At 42.7% G+C, this 25325-nt stretch carries 23 protein-coding genes and 1 other RNA gene; 15 read left to right on the forward strand and 9 right to left on the reverse strand.

Features of this window, described 5'->3' with window-relative positions; all coding sequences use genetic code 11:
• Nucleotides 1–17 precede the first annotated feature (17 nt).
• Together B2727_RS16140 and B2727_RS16145 are read right to left on the reverse strand one after the other, a co-directional pair.
• Nucleotides 18–3614, reverse strand: a complete 3597-nt coding sequence (locus B2727_RS16140) for an AAA family ATPase (RefSeq protein ID WP_033134341.1) — start codon at nucleotides 3612–3614, stop codon at nucleotides 18–20.
• Nucleotides 3615–3623: 9 nt separating this feature from the next.
• A complete protein-coding gene (locus tag B2727_RS16145) occupies nucleotides 3624–4874 on the reverse strand; it encodes an exonuclease SbcCD subunit D (RefSeq protein ID WP_033134340.1) in 1251 nt (416 codons plus the stop codon).
• A gap of 163 nt (nucleotides 4875–5037) precedes the next feature.
• Between B2727_RS16145 and B2727_RS16150 the strand changes: the two genes are divergently transcribed.
• Entirely contained in the window at nucleotides 5038–5820 is a 783-nt protein-coding gene (locus tag B2727_RS16150; protein ID WP_033134339.1) for a crotonase/enoyl-CoA hydratase family protein, read from the forward strand.
• Between the two features lie 29 nt (nucleotides 5821–5849).
• On the opposite strand, the gene B2727_RS16155 is transcribed toward B2727_RS16150, so the two are convergent.
• Nucleotides 5850–6227, reverse strand: a complete 378-nt coding sequence (locus tag B2727_RS16155) for a VOC family protein (protein ID WP_033134338.1) — start codon at nucleotides 6225–6227, stop codon at nucleotides 5850–5852.
• 157 nt (nucleotides 6228–6384) lie between these two features.
• Here B2727_RS16155 and B2727_RS16160 point away from each other — a divergent pair, with 157 nt between their 5' ends.
• From B2727_RS16160 to B2727_RS16170, 3 genes are all read left to right on the forward strand, one after another.
• Nucleotides 6385–6837, forward strand: coding sequence for a GNAT family N-acetyltransferase (locus tag B2727_RS16160; protein WP_033134337.1), 453 nt, complete (start codon nucleotides 6385–6387; stop codon nucleotides 6835–6837).
• A 290-nt stretch (nucleotides 6838–7127) separates the two neighbouring features.
• Nucleotides 7128–7574 (forward strand): ABZJ_00895 family protein, encoded by a 447-nt coding sequence (locus tag B2727_RS16165; RefSeq protein WP_033134336.1) that lies wholly within the window; start codon nucleotides 7128–7130, stop codon nucleotides 7572–7574.
• A gap of 85 nt (nucleotides 7575–7659) precedes the next feature.
• On the forward strand, nucleotides 7660–8565 hold the full coding sequence (locus B2727_RS16170) for a TIGR01777 family oxidoreductase (RefSeq protein WP_033134335.1): 906 nt from the start codon (nucleotides 7660–7662) through the stop codon (nucleotides 8563–8565).
• On the opposite strand, the gene thiO is transcribed toward B2727_RS16170, so the two are convergent.
• Together thiO and hemB are read right to left on the reverse strand one after the other, a co-directional pair.
• Nucleotides 8551–9672, reverse strand: a complete 1122-nt coding sequence (thiO, locus tag B2727_RS16175) for a glycine oxidase ThiO (RefSeq protein ID WP_033134334.1) — start codon at nucleotides 9670–9672, stop codon at nucleotides 8551–8553. The two genes, B2727_RS16170 and thiO, sit on opposite strands and share 15 nt — an antisense overlap.
• Before the next feature lie 59 nt (nucleotides 9673–9731).
• The gene (gene hemB / locus B2727_RS16180; RefSeq protein WP_033134333.1) at nucleotides 9732–10745 is read right to left on the reverse strand and encodes a porphobilinogen synthase; all 1014 of its coding nucleotides are present in this window, start codon (nucleotides 10743–10745) and stop codon (nucleotides 9732–9734) included.
• Between the two features lie 170 nt (nucleotides 10746–10915).
• Between hemB and B2727_RS16185 the strand changes: the two genes are divergently transcribed.
• From B2727_RS16185 to B2727_RS16210, 6 genes are all read left to right on the forward strand, one after another.
• Nucleotides 10916–11413: a thioesterase family protein gene (locus tag B2727_RS16185; RefSeq protein WP_004805214.1), complete on the forward strand. Its 498-nt coding sequence runs from the start codon at nucleotides 10916–10918 to the stop codon at nucleotides 11411–11413.
• A 126-nt stretch (nucleotides 11414–11539) separates the two neighbouring features.
• Complete coding sequence (locus B2727_RS16190) at nucleotides 11540–12337, forward strand: class I SAM-dependent methyltransferase (RefSeq protein WP_033134332.1); 798 nt, start codon at nucleotides 11540–11542, stop codon at nucleotides 12335–12337.
• A gap of 200 nt (nucleotides 12338–12537) precedes the next feature.
• On the forward strand, nucleotides 12538–13953 hold the full coding sequence (gene antA, locus B2727_RS16195; protein ID WP_033134331.1) for an anthranilate 1,2-dioxygenase large subunit: 1416 nt from the start codon (nucleotides 12538–12540) through the stop codon (nucleotides 13951–13953).
• 3 nt (nucleotides 13954–13956) lie between these two features.
• The gene (gene antB / locus B2727_RS16200) at nucleotides 13957–14448 is read left to right on the forward strand and encodes an anthranilate 1,2-dioxygenase small subunit (protein ID WP_005190880.1); all 492 of its coding nucleotides are present in this window, start codon (nucleotides 13957–13959) and stop codon (nucleotides 14446–14448) included.
• Nucleotides 14449–14454: 6 nt separating this feature from the next.
• Complete coding sequence (gene antC / locus B2727_RS16205; protein ID WP_164467935.1) at nucleotides 14455–15504, forward strand: anthranilate 1,2-dioxygenase electron transfer component AntC; 1050 nt, start codon at nucleotides 14455–14457, stop codon at nucleotides 15502–15504.
• 182 nt (nucleotides 15505–15686) lie between these two features.
• On the forward strand, nucleotides 15687–17021 hold the full coding sequence (locus tag B2727_RS16210; protein ID WP_033134356.1) for an MFS transporter: 1335 nt from the start codon (nucleotides 15687–15689) through the stop codon (nucleotides 17019–17021).
• A gap of 48 nt (nucleotides 17022–17069) precedes the next feature.
• Here B2727_RS16210 and B2727_RS16215 read toward each other — a convergent pair whose 3' ends face one another.
• Nucleotides 17070–18056 (reverse strand): AraC family transcriptional regulator, encoded by a 987-nt coding sequence (locus tag B2727_RS16215; RefSeq protein WP_033134355.1) that lies wholly within the window; start codon nucleotides 18054–18056, stop codon nucleotides 17070–17072.
• A 473-nt stretch (nucleotides 18057–18529) separates the two neighbouring features.
• On the opposite strand from B2727_RS16215, the gene B2727_RS16220 reads away from it, so the two are divergent.
• From B2727_RS16220 to ssrA, 3 genes are all read left to right on the forward strand, one after another.
• Nucleotides 18530–19678, forward strand: coding sequence for an HlyD family efflux transporter periplasmic adaptor subunit (locus tag B2727_RS16220; protein WP_033134329.1), 1149 nt, complete (start codon nucleotides 18530–18532; stop codon nucleotides 19676–19678).
• 6 nt (nucleotides 19679–19684) lie between these two features.
• Nucleotides 19685–21211 carry a DHA2 family efflux MFS transporter permease subunit gene (locus B2727_RS16225; protein WP_004805230.1) on the forward strand — a complete coding sequence of 509 codons (1527 nt, stop codon included), beginning with the start codon at nucleotides 19685–19687 and terminating at the stop codon, nucleotides 21209–21211.
• Nucleotides 21212–21335: 124 nt separating this feature from the next.
• Nucleotides 21336–21694, forward strand: a transfer-messenger RNA (tmRNA) gene (gene ssrA, locus B2727_RS16230).
• 256 nt (nucleotides 21695–21950) lie between these two features.
• Here the strand turns inward: ssrA and B2727_RS16235 are convergent.
• Both B2727_RS16235 and B2727_RS16240 read right to left on the reverse strand, forming a co-directional pair.
• On the reverse strand, nucleotides 21951–22556 hold the full coding sequence (locus tag B2727_RS16235; RefSeq protein WP_004805232.1) for a nitroreductase family protein: 606 nt from the start codon (nucleotides 22554–22556) through the stop codon (nucleotides 21951–21953).
• A 31-nt stretch (nucleotides 22557–22587) separates the two neighbouring features.
• Nucleotides 22588–23373, reverse strand: coding sequence for an SDR family NAD(P)-dependent oxidoreductase (locus B2727_RS16240; protein WP_005205356.1), 786 nt, complete (start codon nucleotides 23371–23373; stop codon nucleotides 22588–22590).
• Nucleotides 23374–23479: 106 nt separating this feature from the next.
• Here B2727_RS16240 and B2727_RS16245 point away from each other — a divergent pair, with 106 nt between their 5' ends.
• Nucleotides 23480–24049 carry a TetR/AcrR family transcriptional regulator gene (locus B2727_RS16245; RefSeq protein ID WP_033134328.1) on the forward strand — a complete coding sequence of 190 codons (570 nt, stop codon included), beginning with the start codon at nucleotides 23480–23482 and terminating at the stop codon, nucleotides 24047–24049.
• Between the two features lies 1 nt (nucleotide 24050).
• Nucleotides 24051–24176: a YHYH domain-containing protein gene (locus B2727_RS16250; RefSeq protein ID WP_096089487.1), complete on the forward strand. Its 126-nt coding sequence runs from the start codon at nucleotides 24051–24053 to the stop codon at nucleotides 24174–24176.
• 56 nt (nucleotides 24177–24232) lie between these two features.
• Here B2727_RS16250 and B2727_RS16255 read toward each other — a convergent pair.
• Nucleotides 24233–25325 (reverse strand): chromate transporter (locus B2727_RS16255; protein ID WP_291349691.1); only part of this gene is annotated, 1093 nt, incomplete at its 5' end.

Raw genomic sequence — 25325 nt, forward strand, 5'->3', positions numbered from 1 at the left:
TTAATCATCATAATGCTTTAACCAACAATTTCAATCCGACTCGAACCTGACCCAATTGGCTGTACCTGAATCTGTACAGGAATTCGTTCATGCATTTCCTGAATATGTGAAATCAACACCACTTTACGGCCTTGGCTTTGTAATTGATCCAGCGCATTCATCACCATATGCAAGGAAGAGGCATCCAACGTCCCAAAACCTTCATCAATAAATAGTGATTCGATTTTCATGGAACCAGAGGCCATATTGGCAATTGCCAAGGAAATCGCAAGGGCAGTGAGGAAGGACTCTCCACCGGATAGTGAAGCCACGGAGCGGGTTTCTCCATCCATATCATGGTCAATGATGGCTAGGCTGAGGGAGTTATCCAAACGTTTTAAGGTATAGCGTTGTGACAACATGCTGAGTTGTTGATTGGCGTATTCCAGAAGAATATCCAAATTGTATTGCTGGGCTAAATCACGGAAATCTTTACCCTTAGAATCACCAATCAAACTGGAAATTTTATTCCAACGGTGTTCCTGCTGCTGAATCTGCTGGATCTGATCAGCAAATTGCTTTTGCTTGGCAAGGTTTTGTTGATGTAGTTCCAGTTTCAGTTTGAATTGATCACGTTGTTCAGCTTGTTGCTGTAGCTTCTCATGATTGAGATGGATGTGCTCAAGCAACTGGGTATATTCGATAGGTGGCTGTTGTTGCTGATGTGTCTGTAATTGCTGTTGCAACGTTTTTAGGGCAGAGGCGGCCTCATTGAGCAAGCGTTCTGCATGTTGTAGCGATGTTCGAATTTGCTGCTCTTGCTCAGCACGAATAGCAAGTAAATCCGCTAATTGTTGTTCTTCAAATTCAGGATGCTGGTCTAACCAGGCTCGGATTTCAGTCTTGGATTGGACAAGGGTAGCTTGTTGCTGCTGCTGTTGGGCTTTGAGCTGTTCCAGTTCATTTTTCTGCTGTTCAAAGCTTTGACGAGCTTGTTCAAAACGCTGCTTGATTTGCTGATATTGATTTTGGAGTTGCTGACGCTGTTGGTCGTGTTGGTTTAACCATTCATTGGCTTTGAGTTCGGTTAAACCTGTCATTGCCACAATCAGTTGATGCGCTGACTCTGTATTTTGTTTGCCTTTAATCTCGACATCTTTGAGTTGCTGGCTAAACTCGGTATGTTGAGTGATCAAGCTGGTTAAATTGGACTTTAATAGACTCAGTTGCTGTTCAAGCTGCTGCTGTTGTTTGCTGAGTGTTTCAGCTTGTTCAAGCTGTTGAACACGTTGCTGTAAACGTTGTGCTAGCTGTTGGGCAGAGCCCAGCGTTTGCTGCTGCCATAAGTTTAGTTCATCGTTGCTCAGGCAATCCACAACATGCTGAATCTGTTGCTGTGACTGCTGTACGCTTTCAAGTTGATAGCGGATATTTTGAATCGTTTGGGTCAGGTGATAGTGGTCTTTATTGGCCTGATGCAGTTGTTGTAATTCAATTTCAATCTGCTGTTTGAGTTGAGTTGCTTCACTCGTCCATTGTTGTTGAGCTACCGTGATTTCAGCATGTGGTTTGGTTAAATCTAACTGAATGTCGAACTGTGCTGCATGTTTGACTAATTCTTGATGTTGCAGTTTGAATTTGTCATCGGCTTGTTGCATGGCAGATTGCAATTGAGTCAGTTCGGTACGAATCTGGGTGAATTGCTGCTGTGTGTTTTGCCAAAGTTGAAAGCATTGTTGCTCTTGTTGAATGGCCTGTTGCTCTTGCTGTTGTTGCAGCTCATACAAGGCTTTGGAGAGCTGACTGGCATCATCACGGTAGGGGTGTTCGGTGCTGCCACAGACCAGACAGGCCTCGCCGTGTTTGAGTTCTGCACGGAGATGTTCAATATTTTCAGCATGCAATAAACGTTGTTGTTGCAACATTTGCTGTAATTTTTCCCGTTCAGTTTTGGCAGACTGGAATTCGCCTTGGCTGGTTTGCAGTTGTTGTTCAAGCTGCTGATGTTGTTGCTGTGTGCTACTGAGCTTATGGCTTAGTTCATCCCGTTCTTTTTTAAGCTCAAAATAATGCTGTAACTTTTGTTGAATCAGATCCAGTTGACTCAATCGGGCTTGTTGCTGTTCCCTGAGTTTTTGTTTCTGTTCAAGCTGGCTTTCAATCTGTTGTGGTGTGCCAAATTTTTGAATGAGCTCATTCAATACGATCTGATCTTGTTCAAGCTTGGATTGTGCCTGTTGAATCGAACCTAAATTCTGTTCGACTTTTTGGTATTGCTGAATAAATTGCTGCAGCTGCTGAAGATGTGCATTCAAGCCTTTATCTAAAGTAGAGAATTGTGCGCTCTGTTGCAGTTGTTCAGAGCAGCTTTGTTGTTGTATAGATAGACTGTGGCGACTTTGTTCAAACTGCTGCTGTTGCTCAAGTAATGGTTGTTGTTGCGCTTCGTTTTGGTTTAAGCGAACTTTGGTTTTTTTATATTCCTCGGCAATATATTCACGTTCCTGTACATATTTACGCACTTGAGTGAGTTCATGCTGATGCTTTTGTTCAAAACTCTGAAATTGCTGTAAGGCCGTTTCAGCCTGCGTATAAGCTACTTTTTCTTGCTCAAATTGGGTGCTTAAAGTGCTAAAGTGCTGCTGCTTGTGTTGAATCTGGGGTTCAAGCTGTTGCAGTGTTTTTTCTAGCTGTTGTTGTTGGAACACAATCGGACGAATGCCTGAAAAGGTTTCGAGTTGGCTGAGTCGATTGCGATCTGCGGCTAAAGCCTGATGTGCTTGAATTTGAATGTCATGCTGTTGCTGTTTTCGTGTGATTTCAGTTTCGAGTTTCTGTCGCTGTTCAAACCATTGTTGCTGTTGATTAAGCTGAACTTTGTCGGCTTCCAACCGTTGAACCTGTTGTTGTATCTGCTGAAATTGAGTCTGTAACTCGGCAACTTCTTCATCTGAACGGATTTCAATATGGCCGAGCACATTTTCCAGTTGCTTGCGTTGGTTGCTAATTTCACGGGTTTTTTCAAACGCCAGTTGTCCAATTTTGGCAAAAATACTGGAATTGGTCAGATATTCGAGTAATTCACCACGCTCATTATCGCGTGCCTTTAAAAAAGCGGTGACCTCGGACTGTGCCAACAGTACCGCACGGGTGAATTGCTCAAAACTCAGTTGAGTAATCTGTTGAATATGCGCTTCAACCGCTTTGGTTTTATCTGCAATCACCACGCCGTCAGTCAGGCATTTGAGTGAGCGTTGCACACTTTGCAGTTTGCCACTGGCATTTTCACGGGCACGTTTAATTTCCCAACGTGCGAGATAATGTTTCTGATCTTGTGCCACAAAACACAGTTCAGCAAAACCATGTCCTGTACCGCGACGTAGAACCGTTAAAGGGGAGTTGGTCAGCAGTTCCGAACCATCGACATCTAACAGTTTGCCGTCACTTTCTTTGAGGCGGGGAATTTTATTAAATAAGGCCAGACACATGGCATCTAGAATCGTAGATTTACCTGCGCCCGTTTTTCCAACAATGGCAATCAGTCCCGCACTGGCCAAAGGCTCAGTTTCAAAATCAATAAAATGCTCATCTGCCAGAGATGCCAAATTTTTCAGTCGAATTGATAAAATTTTCATGGCAGCTCCTTAAACAGTCTGATCATCTTCAAGTTGCTTTTGCGCTTCTGCGACCAAACTCATAAAGTCTTGAGTGACTTCATCATCAGCGTGATAGCCCTTTTTCTCCCAAATTTGCTTAAATAGTTTTTCGGGTGTCGGTGGTTCTAAGCTAATAGTTTGCTTGCTCTCGGCATTAGTTTCATTGGAGAGATATTGTCTGGAAATCCGCACCAGTCGATAACGATCTTTGGGCAAAGCATCTTCAAATTGTTGTCGTAAATTAGGCTGTGGTGGTGTCGCGGTATGATATTCGATATCGACATATTCGCGATGCTCGAGATTTTCGATCGGTTCATTTGGCAGATTGCGAAGGCGCTGCATGACTACAGTGAGTTCATCTTTAATTTTATGCAGTTGAATACTTCTGGGGATCGGCAAAGCTTCAAAGTTAAACGAATCTTTACTTTTTTTAGAATCAATCGTGACTTCAACCACTTGGTGTTTATAGTTGATTTCACTAAATGACAGTGGAATTGGTGAACCGCTATAACGAATATGTGGATGCTGTACTTTTTGCGGTTTATGCAAATGCCCCAGTGCCACATAATCAATGCTGTCGTCGAACAGAGCTGTAGATAGGGCTTCTTCATTACCAATAATAATCAGCCGTTCTGAATCGGAGGTTTCTCCGCCTTGCATATGCGCATGTGACATCAGAATCAGGGCCTGATCATCGGTTTTACGACGTTTGGCTTCTTCGATTAACTGTTGGTGTAGATAAGCAATCGCATTTTGACTGTTGGTGGTGTGCTCATTAAAGCCTGTAATTTCAGCTGAACGTAGGAATGGCAGGGCAATACACCACGCTACAATCTGCTTTTGTTCATTATAAATCGGCAAAATTAAACGCTCTAAGTCGAGGGTCTTATCTTGATTCCAGCGAATCACACCGACCGTTTTTGCGTTATATTTTTCTAATAAGGGTTCAACTTGTTCAATGCGATAACCTGAGTCGTGATTGCCAGCAATCATTAAGGTTTGCATATGTGGGGCAAGCTCATGTGCATCGGCAAGAAATTGATAGAGTTGTTTTTGTGCCTGTGAACTCGGGTTGATCACATCAAAGATATCACCCGCAATTAATAATGCATGCGGTTGTTTGGCTTTGATCTGCTCAAGTAACCATGTCAGAAATTGTTCATGTTCGTAGTGGCGGGAATGATTATAAAAAAACTGCCCCAAATGCCAGTCAGACGTATGAAAAAAACGCACGGTCATAAATGAATCTAAAAATAAAATAAACCCGAATAAGGTAGCACGTATTCAGGTGGAAGGGAGAGCCTTGATGAGCAGAAAAGCACTACAAGATCTGCCTTGATCATTTTTCAACGATGCTCTAGTTTGATCTCAATGCCATTATTTTAACAATGAGGAAGATAAAATGAGCTTAGGTCAAGTAAGCCGTGAAATTTTTGATCAGATTATGCTGATCGGTCTGGATCGTGTGGAAAAACGCAATGCTTTTGATAGCCATATGATTCATGATCTATCTCAAGCCTTGACTGAATATGAAAACCAGCCTGAACTACGCTGCGCCGTGATTTTTGCGCATGGTGATCACTTTACTGCGGGCTTAGATCTGGTGGAATTACAGTCCAAAATTTCACAAGGTATTTTTAATTTTGAGGCTGATCAGATTAATCCGTGGGGAACGGGCGGGCGGCATCGAACAAAACCTGTGGTGGTGGCTGTCCAAGGGATTTGTTATACCGCTGGCGTGGAACTCATGCTGAATGCTGATGTGGTGATTGCCAGCGAAAATACGGTCTTTGGTCAGCTCGAAGTGCAACGTGGGATTATGCCTTTTGGCGGTGCAACGGTGCGCTTTGTACAAGCTGCGGGTTGGCAAAAAGCCATGCCTTATTTATTAACGGGGAAGACCTTTAATAGCAAAACGGCGTATGAGCTCAATCTCCTGTCTGAAGTGGTGGAATCAGGGCAACAACTTGAACGTGCCTTGGAAATTGCCAAAGAGATTTGTAGTGCCGCACCGTTGGCAGTGCAAGCTTTATTAGCATCTGCAACCGATGCAGTCGTGGAAGGTCAAACAGTTGCATTTGAAAAAATGAACAATTATTTGATGCCGCTGTTTGTATCTGAGGATGCTCAAGAAGGCGTTCGTGCCATGTTAGAAAAACGGCCACCGCAGTTTAAGGGGCGGTAATCATTTTACTTTAACTTGAGTTTAGCAAGTTATTGCGCCCGCTCATCTATTTCACAAATCCCAAAGGTATTATGATCGAGGTCGATGAAATAGCCTTGCCAGCAGCGGTTCGGGATCGCAAATTTATCCATGGCGATAATCCCACCTAAACTTAGGATTTTAGCTGCAGTTTCATCGAAATTTGCCACCTCTATACTACAGGTAAAGGCATTGGTTCCACATCCTGTTGCTGGTGTTGCTACAGGACGTTGTAATAAACCGCCATGAATTCCTGTGGTTGCGATACGATAATATTCAATCGGTAGGCCTTCTACTTTTTCAAATTGCCAGCCAAATACGGATTGATAAAAGTGAATGTCACGTTGTGGATCTGATGACTGAATTTCAAAATAAATAATGCTGTTCATTCAATCTGTCCCTAATTTTTATAGTCGTAGAATTATTCTAAAGAGATATGGAATTGAAAGACGAGACATTTATGTAAGCAGCTGCGCATTTTGCGGTTTAATCATAAAAACGCGTTGAATACATTTGAGTAAGATATAAGAGGTTAATTCTGTATTGATGAAAATTATTAAATTAGCGAATCATCCTGAATTGCAAGAACAGGCTGCAATCTGGTTTTCAGATAAATGGGGGATTCCTATTGAGGCCTATCGAGACAGCATACAAACCTCGATTGAACAGCCAGAGGGAGTTCCGCAATGGTATGTGATTTTGAATGAACATCAGCACATCATTGCTGGCACTGGAGTGATCGACAATGATTTCCATGAGCGCAAAGATATCAGTCCAAACCTATGTGCTTTGTTTGTTGAGGAAACTTACCGAAAGCAAAATATCGCCAAACAACTATTGGATTTTGCCCGAGCAGAAATGAGAAGTTTAGGATTTGAAAAGCTTTATCTGGTGACAGATCTAGATGATTTTTACGAAAGGTGTGGCTGGACATTCTTAACCATGGTGACAGAAGATGAGGGTGGACTGATTAAAATGTATGTTGCCGATACGGTTTAATTAAAATACAAATTTCAGGCAAATAAAAACCGACGATTCGAGTGATGATAAATCGTCGGTCAAAATCTTTTTCAATGGTTCTGGCTGCTAACACAACCATTGTTAAAGATGGAGAGTCATAATGAAAGGTCACCGAAAACATTGCGGATGCCGTGCAATGTACAATCGGTTGCTGCGACCTTGTACCTTATATAACGCTACTGGTTGAGGATTGGTTGACATAAAAATGAAAAAAAAGTGAAAAAAATTTATAATTATTTTCTAAAGCCAGTCTAATTAGGTTTATCTTTATGATTTCATTGCGTTTGTACTATATCTGGTTTTTTATAATTTGTTTTACTGCAACATTGTTGGCAGGCGTACTGGCCGCTATTTTACCAAATAGTATTGGTGGCGTGTTGACTGCGGTTCCTTATTTAATTGCGATCATTGTTATTTTATTCAAATTTCTCAAGCAACAACGCCGTGCACCGATGGCACAGGAACGGACACGTTTAAGCATCGGCTTTAGTCTGATCTTTTGGGGCTATAACGCATGTGGCTTACTTCTTGGTCTGTTTATTTTTGCACGGAAAGATCCCGAAGTTTGGCAGAACTTTTTACTCTATCTGAAACAGCCCCAATTTTTGCTAACGGTATTGGCGATGTGGTTTGTGATTGCTGTACCATTATTCTTAATTACCTATTGGTTTTATGGACCGCAAGCACAGAGAATGGCCAATAAAATGTTCAACTAGTTGAACAAAGTTCACTTGTAATTCACTTTCATTCTGCTAAGACTGAGATATCGAGCTGATCAATATCATGCAGGATGAGAGTGCGATGCAAAAACAGACAGTTTTAATCACAGGTGCAAGTGGCTTTATTGGCTCACATTTGTTGCCTTTTTTATTAGAACGACAATATCAAATTATTGCACTGACTAGACAGCCAAATCGAGTTTCTCAGCATTCAGCACTACGATGGGTGAATGATCTTGATCAAATTGAAACGCAACAAATTGATTATGTGATTAATCTGGCTGGTGAAAATATTGGCGCAAAACGCTGGACTGAACAGCGTAAGCAACAATTAATACACAGCCGTGTTGCGGTGACAGAACAACTGTATCAATGGCTGGAAAAACGGCAAATTTTTCCGAAAGGTATTATTTCTGGTTCTGCGATTGGTTATTACGGTATTGATCCACAAGAACAATGGAAGCTTATTTGTGATGAAAATACAGCACCGCAAGCGATTTTTATGTCTGAGCTTTGCCAGAAGTGGGAGCAAACCGCTTTAAAATTTAGCCAACAAAATACCAAGATCATTCGTTTGGGTGTAGTTTTTGGACAGGGCGGGATTTTGCCACAAATGCTGTTACCGATTCGATTGAATGCGGTTGCAAAAATTGGTTCGGGACGACAACCGATCGTGTGGATTCATATCCAAGATGTACTGAATGCCATGGTTTTTTTGCTGCAATCCAATCACAGTCAAAAGGTGTATAACCTTGTCGCACCTGAACAAATCAATCAACAACAATTTGCTCAAACGGCTGCTCACATTTTAAAGCGCAAACCTTTTATGCGAATGCCTAAGTGCGTATTTACGTCGATGCTTGGCGAGCAAGCACAGCTTATTTTAAATGGTCAATATGTGGTGCCCAAAGCCTTGCTGGAACAGGGCTTCCAATTCCAATATCCAGATTTAAATGAGGCTTTAACTGCAATTTTAGCAAGAAATTAAATCTTGTCGCTTTAAACGCGAAGGTGAATAAGCATTCGGATCAACCAGCGTATCTTGTCCTAAAATGAGTTGACGTAGCAAACGTGCTGAACCTGAGCCCATGCATAGGCCATTGCGGAAATGTCCAAAATTGGCCCAAAGATTTTCCAGTTCAGGCATTGCGCCGATATAGGGAATGCCTTGTGGAGAACTCGGACGTAGGCCTGCCCAGCGTTTTACAATCGGAAATTGTGCTAATTCAGGCACCATATCTAAACAAGCACTGAGAATATCCTGTTGAGTGTGTTCATCCACCGCAGTACTAAAGCCCGTATCTGCCATGCTTGAACCACAGACGATATGACCATCTTGACGTGGAATTAGATACATCACCCGATTCATGCACATGGTTGGAAGCCAGTTTTCAGGGGTTTTAAATAACAGCATTTGTCCTTGCACGGGATGCACGGGGATATTGCGTTGGGTTTGCTCGGCCCATTGCTGACTCCATGCCCCAGACGTAATCACGACATGATCCGCGCTAAATTTCTGACCATCTTCGGTTTCAATTCCGAGTACTTTCTTATTCTGAATCATTAATTTTTTAACAGGACATTGTTCAAAGAAGCGCACGGCAGGGTGCTGTTTTAAGTAGCAAATTAACGATTGTAATAAACGTGGATTGCGAACATTTGAGAGTTGTGGGAAATAAATAGCTTGTTGGAATTTCTGGGAAATATAGGGATTAATGTTTTCTAGTTTGGGGCGATTGAGCAGTTCGCATTGCTGCATCGGTTCTTGGTACCGAGAGGCATAATTTAAGCCGATCTCGAAATCTTCCTGATCAAAGATCAGCATGCCTGTATCGTGGATCTGAAAATCAATACCAGTAATGGGAAGTAGTTTTTCATTCCATGTTTGGTAGAGCTGTTTGCCATATTGGGCCAGCTGATTGACTTCGGGCGCATAACGCCAAGGATACATGGGTGAGAGGATACCTCCACCCGCCCATGAGGCAGCTTGACCTGCAAGTTGTTGGTCAAAAATATCGACAGAGCAGCCTTGTTCAGCAAGTTCCAATGCTGACATTAAGCCACTAATACCCACACCAATGATGGCAATATGCATGATAAAGTTAAACCAGTTTAAAAATTCCCCTCTTTATAAAAGAGGGGTTAGGGGAGATTTTATTTCATCTCTTTTAATTTACGTGCTGCATCTTCCGCAAAATAGGTCCAGATCCCATCTGCACCTGCACGACGGCAGCACATCAACGATTCTAGAATCACGCTGTCAGAGAGCCAACCGTTTTGAATCGCACCCGCAAGCATGGCGTATTCACCACTGACTTGATAGATAAAGGTCGGAACACCAAAAGTATCTTTGACTTCACGAACCACATCTAGATAAGGCATACCCGGTTTGACAATTACCATATCTGCACCTTCTTGCAGATCCAGCGCAATTTCATGCAAGGCTTCGGCACGGTTGCCAATATCCATTTGGTAATTGTATTTATTGCCACCTTTCAGGTTGCTGGCAGAACCCACCGCATCACGGAAAGGGCCGTAGAAGCTTGAGGCATATTTTGCTGAATAGGCCATGATGTTGGTGTAGATAAAATCATTTTGCTCAAGCGCTTGGCGGATCGCACCGATACGGCCATCCATCATGTCACTTGGCGCAATCACATCTGCACCAGCCGCAGCATGACTAAGTGCTTGTTTCACTAGGCATTCAACGGTTTCATCATTGAGTACATAACCCGTGTCATCAATAATACCGTCCTGACCATGCGTGGTATAAGGATCAAGCGCACCATCGGTAATCAAGACCATCTCTGGTAATTCTTTTTTAAGTAGGCGGCACGTCGCCTGAACTAAGCCATTGTCATCCCAAGCGGCTTCCGCTGTTAAGCTTTTATCTTGTTGTGGTGTGACAGGGAATAGGGCAAGTTTTGAAACCCCGAGTTCAAGTAAGGTTTCTGCTTTTTTTAGTAATAAGTCAGCCGATAAGCGCTGCACATTTGGCATGCTTGGAATGTCTTGAGTTTGTTGTTGTCCTGGTAATACAAACACTGGATAAATCAAATGATTCGCAGTTAAATGAGTTTCGCTGACCATGGCACGAAGTTGGTCATTTTTACGGATACGGCGCATGCGAGTCGCAGGAAAAGCTGGACGATTGAACGTATAAGTCATAACAATCTCGATGTTCAGTATTACACTATAGGAATAATTGAGGTATTAAGTCACGCTAGGGAGAGCTTAGCGCTGTTACCCAATTACAGAACCCCGCTATTGTAGCCCCATATTTTTAGATTTGTGCAAAATAATGGAAAGTTATTCTTTCCATTGAGTGTAGGCCGCGTATGAATGATGTAAAGAGAAACTGGACTGGGAATATTCAGCTAGGTGCTAAGGCAGACCACCAAGTGGTTTTAAAACAGCTGTGCAAGGCATTCAATGCCTGTCCTTTTTTTAAATACAGTGGCATGGTCATGCGAGTGGTCGATGATCAGATTGAAGCGTATTTTGAGATGCAGCCAGAACTGGTGGGGAATGTTGCATTTCAGATTTTACATGGTGGCGTTGCTGCCACGATTCTGGACAGTATTGGTGGGGTGGTTGCGATGGAGCAGCTTTATCGCCGTGCCACACCAGAAGATTTACCCGATACCATAAAAAAAGTATCGCGTTTAGCCACGGTGGATATGCGGGTGGATTATCTGGCACCTGGGCGTGGCAAACATTTTATTGCCCGCGCTGAAACCTTACGCCTAGGTCGTAAAGGTTGCACCATGCGTATGACCATGGTCAATGATGAAGGTAAAGCGATTGCAACCGCGATTGCGTCTTATGCCTATTAATTTAGATGGCACAAGCTCAGCTGTCTTTTAGGCAGTCGTTTCTGTCCTGAACTCCGCTTCCTTTTTTCGCATTGATATCGTATTTCTATCTTGAACGATTTAAGTGTCAGAAAAGGGAGCTTCATTGTGGCAAAGCCAATCCATCATTTCGATTTTCTCAGCCATAATCGTGCAGCTTGGGATCAGCAGGCGAGAGAGCAGCAGGCTTGGTCACGTCCTGTCAGTCATGAACTGATTCGTGCAGCTCGTCATGGTGATTGGGAGCTACATATCACACCAAAGCCATTATCCAAAGCATGGCTTGGCGATATTGTCGGAAAAAACATCCTGTGCTTAGCCTCTGCTGGTGGTCAACAAGCACCTGTATTGGCTGCTGCGGGTGCGAATGTCACGGTCTTTGATCTTTCTGATCAACAATTGCAGCAAGACCGAATGGTTGCTGAACGGGAAGGGCTTCAGCTCAAGACCGTGCAGGGAGATATGTGTGATTTGCAGGCATTTCAGGATGCTGAATTTGATCTGATTATCCAACCGATTTCAAACCTGTATGTTGCCGATGTTGAAGCGGTATGGCGGGAATGCTATCGGGTACTCAAACCGCAAGGGGTTTTAATCGCCAGTTTTTATAATCCAGTGGTTTTTATTGCAGATCGCAATCCTGAATATGCCAAACAGGGGCTGATTCACCCGATTTATAAATTGCCTTATTCCGATCTTCAAGATCTGGGTGCAGGTGCGCTCAATGCCAAACTGCAAGCAGGTGAGGCAGTGGTGTTTGGACATAGCCTCACGGATTTAATTCAGGGGCAACTGACCGCAGGTTTTTTTATTCAAAGCTTTTATGAAGATGATCAACCACAACCACGCTTTTTGGTGGATCAATTTATGCCAACCTTTTTGGCAACACGGGCAATTAAAAATTAACAGCCTATCTTGCTAAAACATCATTCGATGAGTCTAGTTGAGGTGCGAATATTTCCACCTCAATTGGCTTTATTATCTAGCAATCGTGTGATCCTAAAATAATTCCCAAACTGGATAGAGATCTGGAAAAAGTGGATAGAGTCCAGCCATAAATCAAGCTTCAATCATGAAAAGGTTTTTATGGATTGGAGGAGATAAAAATGGCTCCACGTAATATTGCAGAATGGCAAGATTTCATCACAGGATGTTTGGATTTTCGCCCGAAAGAGGGTGTATTCCGTATCGCACGCGAGATGTTCACAGAAGCTGAGCTTTTCGATTTGGAAATGGAATTGATCTTTGAAAAAGTCTGGATCTACGCCTGTCACGAAAGTGAGATTCCCAACAATCATGATTTTTTAACTGTTCAAATTGGACGTCAACCGTTGATCATTAGCCGCGATGGCCAAGGTCAACTGCATGCCATGGTCAATGCCTGTGAGCATCGTGGTGCAACCTTAACCCGTGTGGCCAAAGGCAATCAATCGACCTTTACCTGTCCGTTCCATGCGTGGTGTTATAAGTCTGATGGCCGTCTGGTCAAGGTCAAAGCACCTGCTGAATATTGTGAAGATTTTGACAAGTCGAGTCGTGGTCTCAAACAGGGACGCATTGCCAGCTACCGTGGTTTTGTTTTTGTCAGTCTGGACACACAAGCCACAGATACCCTTGAAGACTTTTTGGGGGATGCCAAAGTATTCCTCGATTTAATGGTGGAGCAGTCGCCAACAGGTGAGTTGGAAGTCCTGCAAGGCAAGTCTGCCTATACCTTTGCAGGAAACTGGAAGCTGCAAAATGAAAATGGTCTGGATGGCTATCACGTCAGTACCGTGCACTATAACTATGTCTCAACGGTACAGCATCGCCAACAGGTCAATGCGGCCAAAGGCGATGATCTGGATACCTTGGATTACAGCAAATTAGGTGCAGGCGATAACCAAACCGATGATGGCTGGTTCAGTTTTAAAAACGGTCACAGTGTCTTATTCAGTGACATGCCAAATCCAGCCGTGCGTCCTGGCTATGACACGGTGATGCCTTATCTGCTGGAGAAATATGGCAGTAAACGTGCTGAATGGGCCATGCATCGTCTCAGAAACTTAAACCTCTATCCAAGCTTATTCTTCATGGATCAGATCAGTTCCCAACTGCGAATTGTCCGTCCGGTGGCATGGAATAAAACCGAAGTGATTAGCCAATGTCTGGCAGTAAAAGGCGAGTCGACTGAGTCGCGTCGTAACCGTATTCGCCAGTTTGAAGACTTTTTCAATGTCTCTGGCTTAGGTACGCCTGATGATCTGGTGGAATTCCGTGAACAGCAAAAAGGCTTCCAAGCACGTTTAGAGCGCTGGAGTGATATTTCCCGTGGACAGCATAAATGGTGTTATGAGCTGACGCAGAATGCACAGGATCTCGGGATTCAACCTCTGATCACGGGCCGTGAACTGACGCATGAAGGCTTATATGTCAATCAACATGGTCAATGGCAGCGCCTAATGCTGGAGGGCTTAAATCGCAAGGCCTTAAAAATGCAGGATATTACCTATCAGTTAGATACTGTGACAGAGGAGGTCTAAGCCATGACTGCTGAATTACATTTTGCTGTTTCACAATTTTTATATCAGAAGTCTGAACTGTGCGATTGCTATGATTGGGATGCCTATCTGGAACTGTATGATGAAGATAGTGAATATCACATTCCGCAATGGATTGATGATCATCGTTATGTCGAAGATCCGAATCAGGGCTTGTCTTATATCTATTATGCTGATCGCTCAGGACTTGAGGATCGCGTGTTTCGTATCCGTACCGGCAAAGCCGCATCAGCCACGCCATTACCTCGCACGCAACACAGCATTCAAAATGTACAGGTTAAAGCCCTACAGAATGGCTTAATTGAAGCCAAAGTTGGATGGAGCACTTTATATAATCGTCAAGGTCTGGAAGGTTGTTTCTATGGACATGCCACTTATCTGTTAAGACCTACGGCAGAAGGATTCCGTATCCGCCGTCAACACACGATTTTGCTGAATGACAAAATTGATTCGGTCTTAGATTTTTATCATGTTTAAGGGAGCATCATGATGGGACATTCAGTTGCGCTTAATTTTGCCGATGGAAAAACCTTTTTTATTTCAGTCCAAGAGGATGAGTTACTGTTGAATGCCGCCATTCGTCAAGGCATCAGTTTACCCTTGGATTGTCGTGAAGGTGTGTGCGGGACCTGTCAGGGACAATGTGAAACAGGCATTTATGAACAGGAATATGTCGATGAAGATGCCTTGAGTGAGCGTGATTTGGCTGAGCGTAAAATGCTGGCCTGTCAAACGCGGGTCAAATCCAATGCCGCCTTCTATTTTGATCATAGCTCCGAGATGTGCCATGCAGGTGAAACCTTAAAAATTGCCAGCAAAGTGACTAAGCTTGAACTGGTTTCAGAGAGCACCGCCATTCTGCATGTCGATGCCAGTTCATATACCAAGCAACTTGAGTTTCTGCCGGGTCAATATGCGCGTTTGCAGATTCCTGAAACAGAGGATTGGCGTTCTTATTCCTTTGCCAATCGCCCTAATCTAGACAATCAACTGCAATTTTTAATTCGGTTATTGCCCGAGGGAGTGATGAGCAATTATTTGCGCGAACGTTGCCAAGTGGGGCAAACCATTATGATGGAAGCACCTTTGGGCAGTTTCTATTTACGTGAAGTGCAACGACCGTTGGTCTTTATTGCAGGCGGCACAGGTTTATCCGCTTTTTTAGGCATGTTGGACAATATTGCCGAGCAAGCCGATGCGCCTGCGATTCAATTGTTTTACGGGGTCAATCAGGCAACCGACTTATGCGAACAGTCACGTTTACTGGCCTATGCAGAAAGGATGCCGAATTTTAACTATCAACCCATCGTCACCCAAGCTTCGGAAACTTGGACAGGCAAAACAGGTTATATCCATCAGCATCTGAATCGGGATCAATTGGCGGAACAGGCTTTTGATATGTATTTATGCGGGCCACCGCCGATGATCGAAGCGGTCAAAAGCTGGCTGGATGAGCAAGCATTAACTAATTACCGTCTCTATAGCGAGAAGTTTTTACAAAGCAACAGTGCACGTATTGCACTCGATGCTTAATAGAGAAAGGGATGGAACATCGTGATGACCATCCCTTTTTTATTCATCAAAAACATCATCCTCAACATTAAAAAATATTGGATGTATGCAATCAGACGACTCTGAAGGAGAGATTGACGACACATATTGAATTGATCCAAGCAACAGAAGTTTTAACAGAATTTGCTTTTAAGGGAATAAAGATGAAGACAGTTGATGTTAATACAGTAATCAATCGTGACAGTTTATCGCCGCTGCAATGGCTGGTATTTACACTGGGTTTCTTGGTGTTTTTTTGCGATGGTTTAGATACAGGAATTATTGGTTTTATCGCACCCGCCTTATTGGATGATTGGGGTATCAGCAAGCCTGAATTGGCACCTGTACTCAGCGCAGCACTGGTGGGGATGTCGATCGGTGCAATTATTTCAGGGCCATTGGCAGATCGGTTTGGGCGCAAAGGGGTGATTGTATTCACGACCTTATTATTTTCCGTATTTACCATCTTGTGTGGTTTTGCTTCTTCCACGCAGGACTTGATGATTTACCGTTTTATTACCGGTGTGGGCTTGGGTGCGGCGATGCCAAACATCAGTACCATTGTTTCTGAATATATGCCTGCGAAACGTAAAGCTTTTCTGACTGGTTTGGCGGGATGTGGGTTTATGTTAGGGATTTCCTGTGGTGGTTTGTTGTCTGCCTATTTACTGGAAAATCTCGGTTGGGCTAAAGTGGTGATTTTGGGTGGTATTATTCCCTTGTTCCTCGTGGTGGTGTTATTACTGAAATTGCCAGAATCAGTGCCTTATCTGATTAAACGAGAGCAGCAAGCCAAAGCGCAACAGATTCTGGTAAAAATTCAAGGTCATGCATTTACCGACACCGTTAAAATCGAGTTGCCACACCTTGATGTGGATCGCAGTGAAAGTCCTGTTAAAACAGTTTTGGGTAAATATCTGTGGGGTTCTGTGATGTTATGGCTGTGCTGTTTTATGAGCCTGTTGGTGTTCTACTTATTGACCAGTTGGATGCCAACCATTTTAAAAACCGCAGGCTTTAGCACACAACAGTTTAGTTTAATTGCTGCGATTTTCCCTTTTGGTGGGGTGATTGGTGCCATCATCATGGGCTGGTATATGGATAAACTGAATCCAACTCAGGTGATTAAATATGCCTACCTGACAGCATTTATCATATTTATCGTTGCGGGCTTCGTCAGTTCCAGCATCCTATTGCTTGGCATCAGTATTTTCCTGATTGGGGCATTGCTGACAGGAGCGCAATCGTCTCTATTACCTTTGGCGGCATTGTTTTATCCATCACAATGTCGTGCGGTTGGGGTGTCTTGGATGCATGGCATTGGTCGCGTCGGTGCCATCTTTGGGGCGTTCTTTGGTTCGTATATCTTTACTTATGAGATTAGTCTTGGCGGAATTTTCTATTTGCTGGCCTTGCCGACCTTTATCGCTTTTATTGCCTTGAGTTTAAAAGCTATGCGTCAGAACAATAAAGTCAAACCCGTGTTAAGCACCAGTTAATTATAAAAAAAGCCCAGTACGTTGACTGGGCTTTTTATTTAAGAGTGTTCACTCATGTTTATTTCGGGTTTCACTTGGTTTTTCCCCAAATTCATCTTTATATTCCTGAGCAAAACGGCTGAGGTGATTAAAACCCCAGTCATAAGCCAGTTTGGAGATTGAAATTTTTTGATGCTTGGCAGTATTACTCAATATTTTATAGATTTGCTGTAGGCGATATTTACGTAGATAGGCCATCGGACTCAGGCCATAATGCTGCTGAAATTCTTCATAGAGTTTTGATTTAGAAACACCTGCCAAGGTGTGTAAGCTTTCGGCATTGAGGGCTTCTTGAGCATGCTGAATGATAAAGTTTTTTACTTTGCGCAGATAGGCTGGTTCGCCTCGGTTGCAACGTTCATGTAAGGCTGCAGAATAATTATTTTCCTGAGACAGCAGCAGGGCTTTAATCACAAAATTTTCATAGTCCTCAGAAAACATGGGTAGGCCGGAAAAGTCGGCATAGTGTGATTTTAACTGTAAAAAGTTTTCAATATTGTGCCACCATGCCTGCATCAAGCCAGTCATCGATAAGGAAATTTCAGGGTTAAAGACGATGGCTTCTTCAATCGGTTGATTCAGGAGTTCGGACAATACCAATTGCAGGCTGTTTTCAGGAATCACCACCTGAAATTTTTGACAGTCCTGATTGATGACCAAATCCTGTAAGTCCTGATTGGAGACAATTAAACCAGTTTGTGCATCGGATTGGTATTTTGCGCCACGGATACTCAGCGTTTGTTTGCCATGAAAGGGCAGGCTGATGCTATAAGCTTTCAGGTTGGCAATATTGATAGCGACATTGGCGCCATAACTAATGGTTCCGATCGCCATTTTTTTATGCGGTAAACGAATCCCGTCATAATGAAAATCGAGTGTTTCTCGACATAGGGTATCCAAGCGGTGTTCACCACAGATCATTGACATCAGATCTTGAGCAAAGTCGGCCTGATGCGAGTGATGGATAAGATCCATGTTTTGGCTGAGTGATGTCATCGTCCTTTCACCTAGCGAAGTGTTTGTTGTTTTAGCAGCAAGAAAAATGCCATTCTGATCCATAAATGACCGTGCTTTTCTCGCGTGGAAGAATGAATTGCCGCGCAAAAATCAATATTCCACCTAAGTTCATTAGAACAAATCCAGCCAAATACACAAGCCTATTCCACATATATCTTCATGCTTTATAGGTATGTTAAGGATTGCTGTATCAGAGAGGATTACGAAAATCTCTCGCTTAGAACCCAAACTTTAAGTTTCTTATCATCGTTAAAATATCAATTTATAAGAATTGAACGCATCAGTTATTTTTTTTAATCTCGCCATATGATTTTTTATCGTTAAAATGTGAAATGGTTTTTGTTCTTATTTTCATTTTTGGTTTTTTTAACATTCAGTTAAGTTTTCAAAATTAAACTGATCGGCTGATTAAACCAAAAGTTAAAAATCTCTTTAATTTTCAGGAATAACTTATGACTGACGCTCAAGCCAACCTACAGGATGCTGCTTCAGATTCGGCATCAGATGATGCAATGAAAGCAAAACGTAAAAAATTCCTCGGATTTTTCGCACTCATTCTCATTCTCGCTGCAATTCTGTATGGCATTTGGGCGTTATTCTTTAATCATTCGGTCAGTACCGATAATGCTTATGTCGGTGCAGAAACTGCACAAATTACCTCAATGGTCAGTGGGCAAGTGGCTGAAGTCTTGGTCAAAGAGACTCAACAGGTCAAACAAGGCGATGTATTGGTACGTATTGATGAACGTGATGCCAAGATTCAATTGGCACAGGCGCAGGCAGAACTGGCTAAAGCGCAACGCCAATATAAACAAAGCCAAGCCAATAGCAGCTCTTTAAATTCTCAGGTTGTGGTTCGTAATGATGAAATCACCAGTGCACAGGCACAAGTGACCAAAGCACAAGCCGATTATGATCGTGCTGCATTGGAATTGAATCGTCGTAATGAACTGGCTGCATCAGGTGCAATTTCTAAAGAGGAATTAAGCAAGGCGCAAAGTGCGGTTTCAACAGCAAAAGCCAGTCTGGATTTGGCGCAAGCAGGTTTGGCGCAAGCCACCTCAAGCCGTAAAGCGGCTGAAAGTACCTATGCGGCCAATGAAGCCTTGATTCAAGGGGTGAATGAAGCATCTACTCCTGATGTTTTAGTTGCAAAAGCGCATGTGGAACAAGCGGCACTGGATTTAGAACGTACGGTGATTCGTGCGCCTGTTGATGGTGTCATCGCCCGCCGTAATATTCAGATTGGACAACGGGTTGCGCCTGGAACCGTAATGATGTCGGTGGTGCCTGTCTCTGCACTGTATGTCGATGCCAATTACAAAGAAAGCCAATTGGCGAAAGTCAAAGCAGGGCAGAAAGTGACTTTACGCTCTGATTTATATGGTGATGACGTGGTTTATCACGGCGTGGTACAAGGTTTCTCAGGCGGTACGGGTGCAGCATTTGCCTTGATTCCTGCACAAAATGCCACAGGAAACTGGATTAAAGTGGTACAGCGTTTACCTGTGCGTATCAGTCTTGATCCGAAAGAACTTGCAGAACATCCATTGCGTGTAGGGTTGTCGATGCAAGCGGATATTGATCTCGCATCGAAGTAATCAGCCATGAAAACGCAAAATCCATTTGCAGAACTGAGTGGCGGGCGCTTACTACTTGCCGCGTTTGTGATCGCCCTTTCAAATTTTATGGTGGTACTGGATACCACCATTGCCAACGTGTCTGTGCCTCATATCACGGGGAACCTTGCTGTTTCTAGTTCTCAAGGCACATGGGTCATTACCTCTTATGCCGTTGCAGAAGCGATTTGTGTACCGTTAACTGGTTGGCTGGCAGGACGCTTTGGTACAGTTCGGGTGTTTGTTTTTGGTCTGATTGGATTCACCATCTTTTCATTCCTGTGTGGTTTGGCAACATCCTTAGAAATGCTGGTATTTTTCCGTATCGGACAAGGTCTCTGTGGCGGGCCATTGATGCCACTCAGTCAAACGCTATTGATGCGGATTTTCCCACCTGAAAAACATGCTCAGGCAATGGGATTGTGGGCAATGACCACAGTGATTGGACCGATTCTCGGGCCGATCCTTGGCGGACTCATCAGTGACAATCTGTCTTGGCACTGGATTTTCTTTATCAATATTCCTGTAGGTATTTTCTGTGTTTTAGCAGCAATACGTTTGTTGTCGGTGGCTGAAACCAAAACTGAAAAACTGCGGATCGATGCGATTGGTCTAGGCCTGTTGGTGCTCTGGATTGGCGCACTGCAATTGATGCTTGATCTGGGACACGAACGCGACTGGTTTAATAGTAGCAGTATTATCATGCTGGCCTTGATTGCCGTAGTTGGTTTTATCGTGTTTATGATTTGGGAATTGACCGAAAAGCATCCTGTAGTCAATTTGTATGTATTTCGACATCGGGGCTTCGCCGTGTCTGTACTGGCGCTGGCCTTTGGCTTTGGTTCCTTTTTTGGCAGTATTGTACTGATTCCGCAGTGGCTGCAAATCAATTTAGGTTATACCGCCACATGGGCAGGCTATCTCACCGCCACCATGGGCTTTGGTAGTCTGACCATGTCGCCCATTGTAGCGAAGCTATCGACTAAATATGACCCACGCGCCTTGGCCAGTTTTGGTTTGGCTCTGCTCGGTGTCGTGACCTTAATGCGTGCCTTCTGGGTGACTGATGCGGACTTTATGGCTTTGGCTTGGCCACAAATCTTGCAAGGCTTTGCTGTACCATTCTTCTTTATTCCATTGTCAAATATTGCAATGGGTTCAGTCTTGCCACAGGAAATGGCATCGGCAGCAGGTTTGATGAACTTCTTGAGAACCATGGCAGGGGCGATTGGAGCTTCAATCGCAGTTACCATTTGGGATGATCATGCCAAAGTGGCGCGCAGTGAAATGGTGAATAACTTACATCCGCAAGAAGTACAAAATACCTTATTGCAAAATGGATTCTCCTCTGATGCAACACTCGCCACGATTGCCAATCTGGTGGACAAAGAGGCGATTACCATGTCTGCCAATCATGTGTTTATGTTGTTGGCGATTGTATTTGTGTTTGCCAGTGCTCTGATCTGGATGAGTCCAAAACCTAAACCCGTGGCTGGTGGACCTGCACCACACTAATGTGAATCGGGACTTGAAAAAGCAAGTTCCGCAACAATATAAGCTTATAAGCGCATATTTTGCTCAATGCTTAGAAATTAAGATTTAAATTCTAGTCATTTATGCTATGATTGCGCTGTACTTTGGGGATGTTCCTGGCTTCGACGCTGGTGATGAAACTCATAGATGCATGCCGAGAGCGCATTTCCTCTCGTAAATCAAATTTGCATTTTTTAGTCGCAAACGACGAATCATACGCTCTAGCTGCCTAAGGGCAGCTTGTCCGCCTCTCTGAATACTTGTGGTTAGAGAGTCCGACTGAAGCGCACGCACACAAGTCCGTATAAAGCCAAGCCTCGGGGCTTTGTACTAAACTTAGAGGATCGCGATTTGTACCCTGTTCGTCGGGTCACAAAGAGTTAAAATAGTAGACGATATCTAAGCATGTAGTATTCTCGGGCGTAGTGCTGGCGGACGCGGGTTCGACTCCCGCCATCTCCACCAAAATATTATTCGGGATTGTTCGATCCGATATGAAAAAGCCTTTAAGTTCAATACTTAAAGGCTTTTTTATTTGCCTTTTTGTCCGATATTATCCGACCTAATTTTTGCTTTTTAAGGGGCAGAATTGGAAATTTTGACTTTTAGTATGTATATCTTGATAAAAAATAAACTCAAATCCTTAAGAATTTGAGTTTATTGATAACACCATCTGATCAATCCGAAGACAGAATGATAATCTAAAGATCATTAAAACAGACTAGAATGAATCAATAGTAATAAGGTTATCATAAGGCAATTTCCCAACTCTAGGGTAAGGTTGCGATGCTGATTTACCAACAGCAATCATTAAACACACTACATGATCTTCAGGTAAGTTAATTAGCTTTGCCATCGCATCAAAGTCAAAACCATCCATAGGGCAACTGTCTAAACCATGTTCTTGAGCAAGTAACATCAAAGTTTGAGCAAAGATACCCGCACTGCGCATGACTTCATCACGTTGGGTTTGCGGGCGGTCACGGTAATATTGGTCAATTGCGCCAACCATAATATTTTGAACTTCTGGTGAAGCCCCATCCCATACATGCTTCGCATCAACTTCCCATGTACTGACTTTTGCACATAAAACAATCAATAATGATGATTCTGTAACTTGTGGCTGATCCCAGGCAATTGCTCTTATCTGCTTTCTTAATTCAACATTCTCAACCAGCACGGGTCGCCAGTGCTGAAGGTTAAAGGCACTCGGTGCATTTTCCATGACACTGCTTAATAATTTCTTTTTATCTTCATCCAAGATTTTGAAATCTGGATCAAAGCGTTTAATGGCACGGCGTTGTTGAATTGCATCGATTACATTCATACATTATATCCTTGAATCTTTTTTGGAAAAATTATTGGGATTGATAACGAAGTGCGACTTCGCTTGAGGAAAAGTTAGGTAAAAGTTTTAAACGTGAATTTTGATAAGTTTTCCACAAATTTTCATCTTTTAAAACAGGTATTGTTATTGTTTCTCGTTTATCAAAGCCAATCAACGCTGCATCAACAAGTTGATCCACATCCATCATTGGAGGCATTTGACTGATATCGGCACCTGAACGTTCCCATATCGCGGTTTTTGTCGCAGAGGGGAGCACAGCCTGAATATAAACATTGGTTTCTTTGAGTTCTAAGCTCAGGCTTTGACTAAAAAATTCAACAAATGATTTACTTGCCCCGTAGACAGTCAGACCAAACTCTGGGGCAAGACCAACTACTGATCCAAGATTAATAATAGCACCCGTGTTTTGAGGGATTAATCTTTGTAGAATTGCGTGAGATAAGCGGACTAACGCTGAGATATTTAAAGAAATCAGTTTCTCAATTTGTTCTAAATCCTGTTCTAAAAACTGACCACTAACGCTAATTCCTGCGTTATTGACCAGTAGATTAATTTGAGGATCGGATTTGAGTCGGTTTTCAATTGATATTACATCTTCATTTTTAGATAAATCGACGGCCATTACTTCAACTTGGACGCCATATTGTTGTTGGATTTTTTGCGCGATTTGTTTCAATCGGCTTTGATCTCTTGCTACTAGAATTAAATCATACCCGCGTTTTGCCAGACGATCTGCATAGACTGCACCAATACCTGAAGATGCGCCTGTTACCAGTGCTTTAGAATGTTTATTCATAATTGCTTCTCTTTAGATTATGATCATAATCTAAACCTGTATTTTTTTGATGTCAATCATAATCAATGTATAATCTAATTATTGCTATCCATGTTGAGCATTGCCAATGAAAGTGACCAAGACTCAGGTTAAAGAAAATCGTGAGAAGATTGTGACTAAGGCGACTGAGCTATTTAAAAGCAAAGGTTATGATGGCATTGGAATTGCTGAATTGATGTCCAGTGCAGGTTTCACACATGGCGGTTTTTATAAGCATTTCAGTTCTAAACTAGACCTAATTCAAATTAGTGTAAAAAATGGTGTTGAACAAGTTTTAAAACAAGTTGATGGGCTAAGCTTGAAACAATTTATTCAACTATATGTTTCTAAGCAGCATCGAGATCATGCTGATCAGGGCTGTACTTTGGCTGCTTTATCCTGTGATGCGGCAAGGCAACCTGAGGAAGTTAAACAAGAGTTTGAAAGTGGTATCGAACATTTACTGCAATTTATTATGGCTGAACTTGCTAAACATTCTACTGATGAAAATGCTGATCTCCGGAAAAAAGCGATTTATATCTTATCTACGTCGGTTGGGGCAGTCGTATTGTCTCGGGCATGCCCTGATAATTCGAGTTTGTCAGATGAAATATTGTTAGACTGTAAAGAAGATTTAATAAAACTTATAGCTGAATAATATGAAGAAACTAATTTTAGTATGTTTAATGGGGCTTTCGGCAACAAATGCTTTTGCTCATTCAGGTGGTACTGATTCTTCAGGCTGCCATACGAACAGCAAGACAGGGGATCGTCACTGCCACTAATGGTAAAAGAAAAGGAAGTTTAGCTTCCTTTTCTTTTAAACGCTAAAACACTAAGCTTATGCACCTATATATAAAATCAAGCCACAGAATGCAGAAGCAAAAATCACATACATGACTTTGACTTCAAAATGGAATAAGGCAACAAATGCTCCAATTGCTATGAATGCAGCTTCAAAGTTGAAAGGATGGTTGAATCCATTCGGCCATAAAACGTGATAACTGAAGAAGAGTGCTAAATTCAATATTACTCCTACAACAGCGGCGGTAATTGCTGTTAAAGGTGCAGTAAACTTTAACTCATTGTGAGTAGATTCAATCACTGGGGCGCCAGCTAGAATGAAAATGAAAGAAAATAGAAACGTGAACCAAGTAACAATGACAGCACCTAAGGCACCTGCTAAAAATACATGATCACTTCCTAAAAATGCATGATTAAAGCCACCTAGAAATCCGACAAATGCAACCACCATAATCAGTGGGCCAGGGGTACTTTCACCTAGTGCTAAACCATCGATCATTTGTGTTGGACTCAACCAACCATAAAAATTTACAGCACCTTGATACACGTAAGGTAATACTGCATAAGCCCCACCAAATGTTAACAGTGCAGCCTTCGTGAAGAACCAAGCCATTTGTGTATAGGCATGATCCCATCCGAAGGTAAGAGTCAAACCTATAATGGGTGTAAACCATAAAATTGCACCGATAAATAAAATTTTTCCAAAGTGCTTCCAACTAAATATGGCATGTTCTGGGGTTGGAGTATCATCATCAATTAATGCTGGGCCATAATCTTTTTTACCTTGCTGATGTGAACTTCCACTAGTAAAAAAGCTTGGATATTTTTTACTTGCCAAGTATCCAATGATTGCAGCGCTTAGAACAATTAAAGGAAACGGAAGGTTAAAGAAAAAGATAGCAACGAATGCAAGTGCAGCAATTGCCCATAAAAACTTATTCTTTAATGATCGGCTGCCAATCCGGTAAGTTGCATGAAAGACGATAGCAACAACAGCTGGTTTTATTCCATAAAAGAGACCAGCAATGATAGGAACATCACCAAACTTTACATAGACCCATGAGAGCGCGATCAGGATAAATAAAGAGGGTAAAACGAATAAGACACCCGCAACAATACCACCTATAGTC

The organism is Acinetobacter sp. UBA991, assembly GCF_002292065.1.
GTDB lineage: Bacteria > Pseudomonadota > Gammaproteobacteria > Pseudomonadales > Moraxellaceae > Acinetobacter > Acinetobacter higginsii.